The sequence below is a fragment of the Agaribacter flavus genome, assembly GCF_042646125.1.
In the GTDB taxonomy this organism is placed as follows: Bacteria; Pseudomonadota; Gammaproteobacteria; order Enterobacterales; family Alteromonadaceae; genus Glaciecola; species Glaciecola flavus.
In genome coordinates this window covers 169,242-182,417 of record NZ_JBHRSW010000004.1, presented here as the reverse complement: position 1 = coordinate 182,417, position 13,176 = coordinate 169,242, and the positions used below count along the sequence as shown (strand labels likewise).

Annotated in this window: 12 protein-coding genes; 2 read left to right on the top strand and 10 right to left on the bottom strand. The window is 43.1% G+C overall.

What is annotated here, in order from left to right; genetic code table 11:
• Window positions 1-8 precede the first annotated feature (8 nt).
• The gene (locus ACFOHL_RS00855; protein WP_376918307.1) at window positions 9-887 is read left to right on the top strand and encodes an SDR family NAD(P)-dependent oxidoreductase; all 879 of its coding nucleotides are present in this window, start codon (window positions 9-11) and stop codon (window positions 885-887) included.
• 23 nt (window positions 888-910) lie between these two features.
• On the opposite strand, the gene ACFOHL_RS00850 is transcribed toward ACFOHL_RS00855, so the two are convergent.
• On the bottom strand, window positions 911-2,275 hold the full coding sequence (locus ACFOHL_RS00850) for an 8-oxoguanine deaminase (RefSeq protein WP_376918306.1): 1,365 nt from the start codon (window positions 2,273-2,275) through the stop codon (window positions 911-913).
• Between the two features lie 322 nt (window positions 2,276-2,597).
• Here ACFOHL_RS00850 and ACFOHL_RS00845 point away from each other — a divergent pair, with 322 nt between their 5' ends.
• The gene (locus ACFOHL_RS00845; protein ID WP_376918305.1) at window positions 2,598-3,479 is read left to right on the top strand and encodes a phytanoyl-CoA dioxygenase family protein; all 882 of its coding nucleotides are present in this window, start codon (window positions 2,598-2,600) and stop codon (window positions 3,477-3,479) included.
• Between the two features lie 15 nt (window positions 3,480-3,494).
• On the opposite strand, the gene ACFOHL_RS00840 is transcribed toward ACFOHL_RS00845, so the two are convergent.
• The 9 genes from ACFOHL_RS00840 to ACFOHL_RS00800 all read right to left on the bottom strand — a co-directional run bounded on the left by ACFOHL_RS00840 (window position 3,495) and on the right by ACFOHL_RS00800 (window position 13,176).
• Window positions 3,495-3,947, bottom strand: coding sequence for a DUF3010 family protein (locus tag ACFOHL_RS00840; RefSeq protein WP_376918304.1), 453 nt, complete (start codon window positions 3,945-3,947; stop codon window positions 3,495-3,497).
• 9 nt (window positions 3,948-3,956) lie between these two features.
• Entirely contained in the window at window positions 3,957-5,627 is a 1,671-nt protein-coding gene (locus ACFOHL_RS00835) for a SulP family inorganic anion transporter (RefSeq protein WP_376918303.1), read from the bottom strand.
• A 104-nt stretch (window positions 5,628-5,731) separates the two neighbouring features.
• A complete protein-coding gene (nhaA, locus tag ACFOHL_RS00830) occupies window positions 5,732-6,934 on the bottom strand; it encodes a Na+/H+ antiporter NhaA (RefSeq protein WP_376918302.1) in 1,203 nt (400 codons plus the stop codon).
• A gap of 152 nt (window positions 6,935-7,086) precedes the next feature.
• On the bottom strand, window positions 7,087-8,601 hold the full coding sequence (lnt, locus tag ACFOHL_RS00825) for an apolipoprotein N-acyltransferase (RefSeq protein ID WP_376918557.1): 1,515 nt from the start codon (window positions 8,599-8,601) through the stop codon (window positions 7,087-7,089).
• Window position 8,602: 1 nt separating this feature from the next.
• A complete protein-coding gene (gene corC, locus ACFOHL_RS00820; protein WP_376918301.1) occupies window positions 8,603-9,463 on the bottom strand; it encodes a CNNM family magnesium/cobalt transport protein CorC in 861 nt (286 codons plus the stop codon).
• Window positions 9,464-9,547: 84 nt separating this feature from the next.
• Complete coding sequence (gene ybeY / locus ACFOHL_RS00815; protein WP_376918300.1) at window positions 9,548-10,039, bottom strand: rRNA maturation RNase YbeY; 492 nt, start codon at window positions 10,037-10,039, stop codon at window positions 9,548-9,550.
• Window positions 10,036-11,067, bottom strand: a complete 1,032-nt coding sequence (locus ACFOHL_RS00810; RefSeq protein ID WP_376918299.1) for a PhoH family protein — start codon at window positions 11,065-11,067, stop codon at window positions 10,036-10,038. The genes ybeY and ACFOHL_RS00810 overlap by 4 nt, the downstream gene beginning before the upstream one ends.
• Window positions 11,068-11,082: 15 nt before the next feature.
• Window positions 11,083-12,510, bottom strand: coding sequence for a tRNA (N6-isopentenyl adenosine(37)-C2)-methylthiotransferase MiaB (miaB, locus tag ACFOHL_RS00805; protein ID WP_376918298.1), 1,428 nt, complete (start codon window positions 12,508-12,510; stop codon window positions 11,083-11,085).
• Between the two features lie 57 nt (window positions 12,511-12,567).
• Window positions 12,568-13,176 carry a TetR/AcrR family transcriptional regulator gene (locus tag ACFOHL_RS00800; protein WP_376918297.1) on the bottom strand — a complete coding sequence of 203 codons (609 nt, stop codon included), beginning with the start codon at window positions 13,174-13,176 and terminating at the stop codon, window positions 12,568-12,570.

Genomic DNA, 13,176 nt, shown 5'->3' with positions numbered 1-13,176 from the left:
TTTAAGGTATGAATACTAATCGAGTCATTTTGATAACAGGTGCTTCCGCGGGCTTGGGTTTAGAGATTGCGAGGCACTTGATACCGCTTGATCACTATATTCTCGTGTTAACTGCGCGGCCAAATTCGATCAAGCGATTTGCTGAAGAAGGAATAGAAGCGAGCAAAAAACTACTATTGCGTCCACTTGATGTTACTGATGCTCAGATGAGAGCCGAGCTAATCAATGAGCTTGAAGAAAAATATGGTGGTGTAGACATATTAATAAATAATGCAGGCTTTACTTTTCGTGCTGTAGTGGAGGATGTGTCGGAAGAAGATCGTCTACTCCAAATGAATACTAATTTTCGTGCGCCCATGGAGCTCACTAGGTTGTGTTTGCCAAGTATGAGAAAAAAGCGTCGAGGCAAAATTATTAACATCTCATCAGTAGGTGGACAAATGGCGATGCCAACGATGGCGGTGTACAGTGCCTCAAAACATGCCCTTGAAGGTGCGTCAGAAAGCCTTTGGTATGAGCTCAAACCTTGGGGAATAAATGTTGTCTTAGTAGAACCAGGCTTTATTAATTCTAAAGGGTTCGAGAAAGTCAGAACGACGAAGCTTAGTGAGCATTCATTTAAACAAAGTGATTCGGCTTATCACCAACACTACATCAATATGGAAGGATTTATTGAGCGCATTATGAAGCTCACGCCCTCTACCTCTGCTAGTGTCGCGCGTAAAGTAGTAAAAGTAATTAAGGCGTCAAATCCTCCTCTGCGCGTGTCCGGTACGTTTGACGCAGTTTTATTTAAATTGATGAAGAAGTTTATTCCGCAGCGTATTTATCACGCGATACTTTATCGCTTTCTTCCCAATGTGAAGCGATGGGGGAAGCATTCATAAATTCACTTACGCTAAAACTATTTCTATTCGAGCATTTGAATCTTCTTAGCTAAACGTGCATGCTTTTGGGCCAATGCGCGTGCGTCGATGGACACATGTTGCCCATCAATGATAAGCCATTTTCCATTGATCATGAGCTTGTCAACTTGGTGCGCGCCGCAAGTCACCAAAGCAGCAATTAAATCGCCTGCGCCTGAAAAGCGCAGTGCATCCGTTTTAAAGCATGCCAGATCAGCCTTTGCTCCAATGCGCAACTCACCCAGTGTATCGCGCTTAAATACAGACGCGGAGCCTTTGGTTGCATAGCCAAGGACGCGTTCAGCGGTAATTTGTTTGGCGCCATATTTCAACCTTTGTTGTAAAAGCGATTGTCTGGCTTCTTGGATCATGTTTGAACAGTCATTCGAGGCTGAACCATCTACTGCTAATCCAACTCGGCATCCTGCATTTTCTAAATCAACGGTTGGACAAATCCCCGAGGCTAGAAGCATATTGGAACTAGGGCAGTGCGCAATACCCATATTGGCATCACCTAGTTGTTTTATTTCGTCTTGTGTGAAGTGAATACCATGAGCTAACCAAGTTCTGTCGTTTAACCAACCGCAATGTGACAAATACTCAAGTGGTCGCATGGCAAATTTATGTTCGCAAAATCTATTTTCGTCTTCTGTTTCGGCTAGATGTGTGTGCAGGAGCACATCTTTGCGTTCGGCGAGATGGGCTGTTTCCTTCATTAATTCAGTTGAAACTGAAAATGGCGAGCAGGGAGCTAAGGCTATTTCAATCATATCCTCAGGATCGTTTTTATGGTATTTGTCTATCAAACGCTCGCTGTCTAGCAAGATATCATCGTCAGTTTGAATAACGCTATCGGGTGGCAATCCACCGCTGCTTTCTCCCAGACTCATTGAACCTCGGGTCAATGTTGCTCTGCAAGACAAGGCTTTTAAAGCTTCAACTTGTATGTCTATCGCATTTTCTAAGCCTTTGGGAAAAACATAGTGGTGATCGCCAACGCAGCTAGTGCCCGACATCATTAGCTCAAGACTGGCGAGTTGCGTCGCACTATAAATCATTTCTTCGTCGAGGTGCTGCCAAACTTGATACAAAAACTTCAACCACGGGAACAAGGGTTTGTTAAGCGCGCCGGGTACACAACGCGTCAAGGTTTGGTAAAAATGATGGTGGGTATTGATTAAGCCAGGTGTAATCACATAGTCGCTGCAATCGATATACTTATCAATTTGGCTCATTGGTGTTTGCCCTGAAGCTACGAGTTCAATAATGCGATCCCCTTGGATCACCAAGCCATTTTCGGCATTATGGGTATTGGCAGTAAAAATAGCCGCAGGTGATTTTAGCCAAATACTCTCTTTCAATTGAGGCAAGGTAGTCTCTCACTTATAAAGTTTTTTTATGGTGTGATAAGCGCAGAAAATACCATACAGCTCTCAGTCTGTTTAATGGCATTGCGCACTTCAATAATATGATCTTATCATGCGTAAGCACAGAAGTACTCGTAAAAAATAGGCATTGCGCTTTGAATAAGATGCCGATTTGCTGAAGATGCTTATGGGATAAAATTAGCAGCAATATCAAATAAATAGTTAGATAAAATGTAAATAATGTGTAATTTATATTAAATTGAGGTGTGATTTATGCTAGTCTGCTTAAATAATTATATGTAAGTGCACACAAGGAATAAATTTAATGAGTATCAGAGATTTAGCAGATTTTCATCATCCTGTATCAACGTTGTTTGCTGAAATAAAAAGCAAAATAGACTATGAACCTTTCGCACTTTCTAAAGAACAAGTTGAACACTTTGAAGAATATGGTTATGTCACGAATGTCAAAATTTATGACGAAGAGCAAGTCGATATCTTGCGCGCTGAGTTAGACAAAATCCAAGCGCCCGATCATCCGGCAAGAGAGCTATTTTATGAATTCCATGGTAATCATTCGACTAATCCAGATACAGTTTTGTTCCACTCCTTGGGACACTGGCGAATTTCTGAAGCCTTTCATGATGCGCTCTGGAACCCAGCTTTCACTAAACCTGCTAGTCAGCTCTTAGGTGACAAGCCTGTACGATTTTGGCATGACCAGTTATTTTGCAAACCAGCCGGTCATGGCGGTGTTGTTGCTTGGCACCAAGATTATTCTTACTGGATCCGCACAGTCCCGATGCAGCACTTAACCTGTTGGATAGGTTTGGATGACGCGTCAACAGAAAATGGTTGTTTAAATTATGTGCCTAGTAGTCATCGTTGGGGATTGCTCAAGCGATTAGAATTAGGAGGGGAAATGGATGCCTTATTTGAACAGCTAGACGAAGAGCAACGCGCACAAATTAAGCCAGTGCCTATGGAGCTAAAAAAAGGGCATGCTTGTTTCCATCACCCTTTAATGGTTCATGGGTCATATGAAAACAAATCTGAACGCAGCAGACGCGCAATGGTATTGAATGTGTTTGCCGATGGAACGATAAGTGATACTGACGACATCATGCTCAGAGGCACCGATATTCGAGTGCCTAAGGGACAACCATTAAATACTAAGTATTTTCCGTTGATTTATCCTGTTAACTAAGAAAATAAAAAGCCCCTAGTCTTGTTCAATAGCATTGGGGTATTTTATTTGCATCAGCAATGCGTAGGCGGTTTCAAAGGCCTCTTGTTGAAAGATCTTTAACCCAGTTTCGTTAAATGAAATAGGGATAGGATTTCGTTTTAACAGAGCCTTTTTGTCGGTAGGGGATAATAGTTCCACGTTTAATTCGTCAATCAGTTGAATTGCCGCTTCTAACTTAAATCCCGCGGCACCCCCAGCAAACTTGCCTTTAGTTGGGCGCTCTTTAATGACGACATGGGTAAATTTATAGTCTTGCATGAGTTTTGCAAATTCAGCTTGAAAGGCTTTTAGTGACTTCGCTGAACCATTTTTGCCAAAGGTAAGTTTTCTGGCTCTACATTCAGGTAAATGAAAGACATCGTCTTCTAACGATAGCAAACAGAGTATTGCTTCACTTCCTTTTATTTCCACGCCACAGACATTCATAATTTGTTCCTACATATTCATTGCAAACGAGTCATTTGCATTTATTTTTTGGTTAGCTAGCTCAAGGGCTTCTTTTCTGCCGTCAATAAAATCTGCATCTGACAGCAAGTTCTCAAAACCCATATGCATGAGTTTTCGTTGTTTTTCTTTGTTATTGACAAGCATCAAAATTTTCATGTCTTTCTGCTGTGCATCTTTAACTAAGTTCTCAATCGTGAGGGCAATGGTGTCATCCAAGTAGGAAACATCGGATAAATCAATGATCACCACTTCATGCTCGCCCAACGAGCCTATTTCACGCGAAAGTGCTTTAGATACACCAAATATCATTGTGCCACTTAGGTAAAAATACAAAACGCGCCCTTTGGCTCTGTTTAACAAACGACGTTCTTCACGATTTAAGGGAAGACGACCATCTACATCACTGATTGCCTTAATATTCTTGGCTTGCGAGGCGCTCAATTTTTCAATCGTGATAATGTTGGCAATGAACACCCCGATGCCAACTGCGACCACTAAGTCGACAAACACAGTTAACAATAACACTGCACACATTATTAAGCTGGTTTGTTTAGACACCTTGTGCGCTCGCTTAATAAAGCTCCAATCGAGAATGTCGATCCCGACTTTTATTGCAATTCCAGCTAATACGGCAATGGGTATTGTGGATATTAAGCTAGACGCGCCAAAGACAGCGACGATAAGCACTAATACACGAGTGATCCCCGATAATGCGGTACGCGCACCTGTTTGAATATTAACAACTGTGCCCATGGTTGCACCTGCACCAGGAAGGCCGCCAAATAAACCAGATAACAAGTTACCGACACCTTGGCCTATTAATTCTTTATCTGATTTGTGTTCGCTGCGGGTAAGGTTGTCTGCAATTACAGAGGTTAGCATTGAATCAATACAGCCGAGCATTCCAAGAACAACACCATCGAGAATCATGGTTTGTAATTGCGTAGAAGTAAACGTCGGAAATACGAGGCTAGGCAGGCTAACGTTGATTTCGCCAATGCGTTTTATGTTGGCGTCGTTGAACAAGAAAACAGCGACAACAGAAATGAGTACTAAGGCGATGAGTTGCGGCGGTACAAAGTGTTTTATTTTGCGAGGTGTAAAAAAAATTAGTAGCAAGGTAGCCAAAGCCATGGCTGCCTCGATTGGGTTGATGTTGGCGATAGTGTTAGGTAGTGAGGACAGGGCACCTGTTACCCCACCTGCAGGTGCCGCAACACCCACGGCGGGTGCAAACTGCATGATAATAAGTATACACCCAATCCCTGACATAAAACCTGAAATGACGCTGTAGGGCATAAGTGTAATATATTTCCCTAAGCGAAGTACGCCAAAAATGATTTGTGTTGCGCCTGCAATCATCACAACAGTAAAGGCCATTGCGAGGCCTTTGTCTGGGTATTGCGCAAGCATAGAGGTGACGACCGCAGCCATGATTACCGTCATTGGCCCCGTTGGTTCAGAAATAAGTGTGGGCGTACCGCCAAACAAAGCGGCAAACAAGCCAATAATAATTGCGCCGTATAAACCCGCTTCAGCACCTGCGCCCGAAGCAACACCGAAAGCCAATGCCAGCGGCAAAGACACTATGGCTGCTGTTACACCGCCCATCAGGTCGCCTTTCAGGTTTTTGGTATGAATTAAATTGAATATGCGCAATGTACTTCTCTCTACTTATAATTATAACCGCTACGTTCAGCGGTAAGGCGAATATTAATTTCAAAAAAAAGGCGCTTATAAAGCGCCTTTATGTTAAGCGATATTTACGCGTGTTGAGACGCGCCGGCGCTCTCCGGTATACTTTTTTTGGCGGAGCGCGATATCACTATCCCCCCGAGGATAGCGGATAATATCGAACCAGCTAGTACACCCACCTTAACACTGTTTAAGTAGTCTACACTGACTGTTTCAAATGCCAAGCTACCGATAAATAAACTCATTGTAAAACCGATACCACACAATATGGAAGCACCGTATAGTTGCTGTAAGGTCACACCTTCTGGCAGTCTTGCCAGTCCTGACTTGACGGCAAGGTAACACGCACCAAATATGCCTACTTGCTTACCAACAAAGAGCCCCACCATCACGCCAATAACAATAGGATTAAAAATTTGCTCTGATGTTGTACCAATGAGTGTGACACCCGCATTTGCAAAGGCAAAAATGGGTAATATTAAAAAAGATACCCATGGGTGTAACATGTGCTCTAAATGCCCCAGCATTCGTTGGCCGCTTCTGTTTTTGCCATTTAACGGGATAAACAGTGCGATAGCAAAGCCTGCCAAGGTAGCATGCACACCCGATTTTAACACAGCAGCCCAGATCACTACGCCGACCAGTAGGTAAACACCGCTTGATTTCAGTTGTAAGCGGTTAAATACAAACAGGATGCATAATCCTAATGCACCGACGACAAGTGACGTTGTGCTCAGTTCGGCTGAATAAAACAAGGCGATTATAATGATAGCGCCGATATCGTCAAATATTGCGACGGATAGCAAAAATAGCTTCAATGTAATGGGGAGCATACGACCAAAAAGGCTAAAAACCCCTAAGGCGAAAGCGATATCGGTTGCAGCTGGAATTGCCCATCCATCGATACCAATTGGTTCGTCAATATTAAACGCTACATAGATAAGTGCGGGAACCGCGATACCCGCAACAGCACCAATGGCGGGGAGCATAATTTGTTCTTTTGATTGCAAATGGCCTTCGAGAATTTCTCGCTTTACTTCCAAACCAACCAAGAAGAAAAAGATTGCCATTAGGCCATCGTTTACCCACAGCAAGAGTGGTTTATTTATCTCAAACCCACCAAATTTGAATGTGACTGTTGTGTTTAAAAAATCTCCGTATAAACTGTTTAATGGTGTATTTGCCATTATCATCGCAAGGGCTGCTGCAATGACCAAGAGGACACCGCCCGCCGCATCATGCTTAAATAGTCGTTTAATACTGTCTACCATAAAATCTCCATCGTATTCGAACTATCTTTATAAGCCCTGTGTTTATTCAAGAAAAGTCGATTAATTGATATATGAACTTCGAATAATACGAACTATTTGAAACTTAGTTCATTTGTAAGCATGATTTTTTCAGGCTATGCTTTTATCTTCTTTCACGCTTTTGAACGCGTCGATACAAAGCAAGCGATGACAAATAAAACAGTACTGAGCAAATAAATGGGAATATCCCCGAAAACAAAGTAGGGTGTGCGTCCCTCAACTAGGGCAATATTGACATTGAGAACATCATCAACAAATTGATCAAGTTGACCTAAGTTGTCACCTCTGTGATCAAATGCTGCCGTCACGCCAGTATTGGTCGCTCTAACAATCGGAAGGGCGAATTCGATGGCTCGCATCCTCGCGATTTCAAGGTGCTGATGAGGACCATGAGAATCTCCAAACCAAGCATCATTACTGACGGTCACCAATAGATCTGAATGTACTTTAATGTTTGCCTTTACTTGCTTGGGAAACGCGATTTCGTAGCAAATGGCTGGCACTAGATGATAGCCATTTGCGAGTAAATTTTCTTGTTCAAAATCACCGCGATTGAATGAGGACATGGGTAGATCAAAAATTGGGGCGAGTGGTCTCAATAAGGATTCGAATGGCACAAATTCGCCAATAGGCAATAGATGATGCTTGGAAAACCTATTTTCGTGCCTGTACGAATAAGGTATTGTGTTTTTGCCCTTAATATCCATGCCTAGAGCAAGCAAATTATTATAGGCCTCTTGGGTACGGCCTTGATAGTCAACGGAGCCGGTAATCAGAGCTGTGTTATGGCTCGTGGCGAGCTCATCCAAAGAACGCAGTGTTTCAAGCGCAAGCGGCATTGACTCAAGCACTGGAATAGCCGCTTCTGGCCAGATGACAATGTCACTCGACCAATGTGTCTCGCTGAGGCGTTTATATTTTTCGATTGTAGGAATATCTTGTTCAGGCTGCCAACGTATTGATTGCTCAATATTGCCTTGAACGAGGGCTACGCTTATTTTTTCGTTGCTTTCTGTTACCCAATTTATTGACTTTGTTGTCCAGCCCAGCGTAAACAATAATAGTGACAATAAAACGGGAGGTAGCCATTTTTTATGCGCTATACCGACAGCAATAGAAGCACTTATGCATAGGACAAGGGCACTGACACCGATTTCCCCAATAACGGGTAGCATACCCGACAGAGGCGAGTCGATTTGACTATAAGCGATGGATAACCAAGGAAAGCCTGTCAGAAAGTGCGCTCGCACCCATTCGGTGACTAACCAAACCAAAGGGATAGCTAAAGGCCACAAAGCAAAGGTGAAAAACCTAGACAATATTGCCACACAAATGGCGGGGAAAAGAGCTAAATAGCCACAAAGTAAGAGCATCAAAAACAAGGATACAACGAGGGGCAGCCCGCCAAAAGTAGCAATACTGACATGCACCCATGAGATACCCGCACCAAAATACCCCAAGCCAAACCACCAAGCAGTTTGTACAGGTTTACTCGAATATTGATGTAAAAGGTATAGCCCTAGTGGCAAACAAATGTACACCAAATACCACTGACCAAAAGGTGCAAAGGCAAATGTGAGTGATGCACCTAATAGCGTAGCAATAGCGTTTACAGCAAAAGTGTTCAGGCTATTTCTCCAATTCTGGAATGTACACTTTTAGTTGTAAAAGACGACGTTTGTCGGAGTTAGTGACTTCAAATTGAATATTGTCAATATCCACTTTTTCGCCAGTTTTAGGCATGTGACCGAAAGCTCTCAGTATGACTCCGCCAATCGTATCGGATTCTTCCTCGTTGTAACTGGTTTCAAAAAAAGTATTGAAGTCGTCTACCGGCGTCAGTGCTTTCACGGAGTAGGTGGATTTGTTTAGAGGGCGAATATTGTCATTTTCATTGGCTTCTTCGTCGTATTCATCCTCAATCTCACCGACGATGAGCTCAAGAATATCTTCTATGGTAACCAGACCCGACACACCACCGTATTCATCAACGACTATCGCCATATGGTAACGCTGTTGACGAAACTCTTTTAACAACGCGTCAAGACGCTTGCTCTCGGGCACGATAATGGCTTCTCGAAGCAGTGACTTTAAAGAAAAGTCTTTGTCTTGATTAAACGCGTAATAGAGTAGGTCTTTGGCGAGCAATATGCCTTCTATATGATCTTTGTCTTCATTTATAACAGGAAAACGTGAATGCGAGGATTGGATCATGGTAGGGACGAATTCGTCTATCCCTTGCTCTACATCAATGGTGATCATTTGCGCGCGGGGGATCATGATGTCCCTCACTCGCATTTCGCTGACCTCCATTACCCCTTCGATCATCTCTTTTGTTTGAGGGTCAATCAGATCACGTTGCTCAGCATCAGAAATGACTTCTGATAATTCTTCTTTATTTTGCGGTTCACCTTTAAAGTTGTTGAGTAGTTTCTCAAGCCAACCTTTGTTAGCTGAACCGTTGCTAGAGTAGGGGTTATCTTCGCTCATTTCCTGTCACTGTTGATAGTGTATGGCTTAAAAAATCTCGCCGACTAATAGTTAATCTGTTTTAGTGTCGCCTACACGCAATATTTACTGAACATCGTAGGGGTCGTCAACACCTAATTTTTGTAAAATGGCGCGCTCTAAAGCTTCCATTTCTTCAGCATCGTTGTCTTCAATATGGTCATAACCTAGCAAATGCAAGAGTCCGTGAATGCACATGTGGATAAAATGTGCGCGTATCGACTTATTTTGCGCTTGGGCTTCTTCGCATACGATATCTATACATATCAGCATATCACCAATATATGACGATTCAACGAAGTCAGGAATATCTGAGGGAAAAGATAGAACGTTGGTTGGTTTATCTTTTTGTCGATATTGCGAATTTAGGCTTTGTGATTCTTTTTTTGATACGATTCGCACGGTACATTCAACAGCTTGTTTGTGATCAAGCTGTTTTAATGCTAGTTCAAACCATGGCGTAATATCTGAGCATGCAAACTGAGTAAAAAAGGGATGCGCTTTGTCAAGATCATCCGCTATTTGCAGATCAACAAACACGTGTGTTTGTTTGTTCATTGCGTTTGGTTTCCACCTTGCTCATTCCGCTTAGCTAACTTTATTGCCTCTTGCTCACTTTCATAGTCTTCATAAGCTTGAACAATGCGCGCGACAACCGGATGCCTGACAACGTCACTGGCAGTAAAAAAGTTAAAAGAAATATCATTCACGCTACTGAGTACATCAATCGCGTGGCGAAGACCTGAGCGCGCACCTCTCGGCAAGTCAATTTGTGTAATATCACCGGTTATCACCGCTTTTGAATTAAACCCGATACGCGTTAAAAACATTTTCATCTGTTCAATGGTGGTATTTTGAGACTCATCCAGAATGATAAATGCGTCGTTCAGAGTGCGGCCACGCATATAGGCGAGGGGAGCGACTTCGATTACGTTTCTTTCGATCAGTTTTTCGACTTTTTCAAAGCCTAACATTTCGAACAAGGCATCGTACAAAGGACGTAAATAGGGATCGACCTTTTGTGATAAGTCACCCGGTAAAAAGCCCAGCTTTTCACCCGCTTCAACGGCAGGGCGGGTAAGTAAAATACGACGAATTTCTTGTTTTTCCAAAGCGTCGACAGCACAGGCGACCGCTAAATATGTCTTACCGGTACCCGCTGGGCCGACACCAAAGGTGATATCGTGGTTGAGTACATTGGCCACATATCTAGACTGGTTGGGGTTTCTTGGTTTAATGACACCGCGCTTCGTTTTTATCTGAACTTCTTTTGCGTAATCGCCGGCTTCAGCGCGCTCAAGGCATTTCGCTTCTTGAATGGCTAGATGAACTTGATTGGGATCGAGCTCAGGTACACTGCCTTTGACAGGCTGTGTTTCTATATACAATAATTTGAGTAACTCGCTTGCTCCGTTAGCTTGCAAAGGGTCACCAAGTACACTGAATTCATTTGCGCGGTAGGTGATTTCAACCCCTAAACGACGTTCAATTTGTTTAATGTTGTCGTCGAATGGTCCACATAAGCTTGCTAATCGTTTGTTGTCCGATGGCTCTAATACTAATTGATTGGTTACTACAGTACTCAAATTACTTCCTTTTCTTTATGCTGGCATAACTTGGATGACGCCATGCTTGTCAGGAGTCGGTTGACTGGCGAGAATACTCTCTGGAGAGCGCGCTATTCTCAAGCCCATCTCATTTTCACGTCTAATAAGCTCTCCACGTAAGGAATTAGCATACACGTGGCTAATTTCAATATCAACGAATTCACCGACCATATCTGGCGCTCCGACAAAATTGACGACGCGATTATTTTCTGTGCGGCCGGTAAGTTCCTGAGGGTCTTTTTTAGACGGCCCTTCGACGAGTACGCGTTGCACAGTCCCTAGCATATTTCGAGCAATTTGCTGTGCATTTTGATTGATACGTTGTTGCAATATCTGCAAACGCTGTTTTTTGGTGTCTTCAGAGACATCATCCACGGCGTCAGCAGCGGGCGTACCTGGACGAGCAGAGTAGATAAAGCTAAAACTTAGATCGTAACCAACGTAGTTAATTAGATCCATTGTTGCTTCGAAGTCTTCATTTGTTTCGCCTGGGAAGCCAATAATAAAATCGGAAGACATGCACAAGTTCGGGCGAACTTTTTTCAGCTTGCGTATTGTACTTTTGTATTCGATAGCGGTATGTCCGCGTTTCATCAAGTTGAGTATACGGTCTGAGCCACTTTGTACAGGCAAATGTAGATGATCCACTAACTCTGGTATGTTTTTGTAGGCTTCAATAATATCATCTGTAAATTCTACTGGGTGAGAGGTGGTGTAACGAATACGATCAATGCCATCTATAGATGCAACGAGTTCAAGTAGTTCTGCAAAACGACAAATGCTGCCATCGTGCTGTTCACCACGATAAGCGTTAACGTTTTGCCCAAGTAAATTGACTTCTCTGACGCCTTGAGAGGCCAATTGTGCGATCTCTAATATAACATCATCGACTGGACGGCTAACTTCTTCCCCTCGTGTATAGGGTACAACACAAAACGTACAGTATTTTGAGCAGCCTTCCATGATAGAAACGAAGGCAGTTGGACCGTCGGCACGCGGCTCTGGCAGCCTGTCAAATTTTTCAATTTCAGGGAAACTGACATCTACAACAGATGATTCGCCGCCTTTGATTTGCTGAATCATTTCAGGCAAGCGATGCAGTGTTTGCGGACCAAACACGATATCTACGTAAGGCGCGCGTTTTCTGATTTCATCCCCTTCCTGTGAAGCAACACAGCCACCTACGCCAATAATCAAATCTGGATTGGATTGTTTCAGGTTTTTCCAACGACCAAGCTGATGGAATACTTTTTCTTGAGCTTTTTCGCGAATAGAGCAAGTATTTAGCAAGATAACATCAGCGTTTTCTGCTTCTTCAGCCATTGAATAACCGTGGGTAGCGTCGAGCAAATCGGCCATTTTGTCCGAGTCATACTCGTTCATCTGGCAGCCCCACGTTTTTATAAATAGCTTTTTACTCATAAAATACAAAAATCAATATATCTAAAATAGCTGCGTATTTTATCGCGATTGTAAACATTATGCACTAACTATCATGTCGATCCTGTGTTCTATATCCTCTAACAATTCATTCGCTTTCCATCCTGCGCGGCTTCTAAATACGTAACCTTGCCGCATGTCGAACATCAGTCTTGCGCGCGCCAAAGAAGGGAAGTCGGCGGGTAAGTTTCCTTTTGCTTTTTCTGCATCGAAGCGTTTAGCTAGTCGTGTATCTGTTTCATTGATGGCGTTCACCATTCGCGCTTCGACACCCTCAATTTCACCCACATTTGTTGCTGCACATGATGCTAGAAAACAGCCCCGCATGCCGTTTTCATGGTCGGTTGAGTAATTAATGACGGCTTCAAAAAATCCACGCACCGCTTGCCTTAAGTTAGGTTCTGATTCAAATGCAATAATTGGCGCACAGCCGTTAACATCAGAATAGCGGTCTATGGTCTTCAAATAGAGTTCGCGTTTGTCGCCAAAAGCGGCATACATACTTGGCCCACTTATTCCCATGGCTCGGGTGAGATCTTTTAGTGAAGCCCCATCATATCCCTTACTCCAAAACACTTGCATTGCCGCTAAAAGTGCTTCGTCGGCATCAAAATTTCTAGGCCTTCCGATTTTTTTTGTATCGTTCAA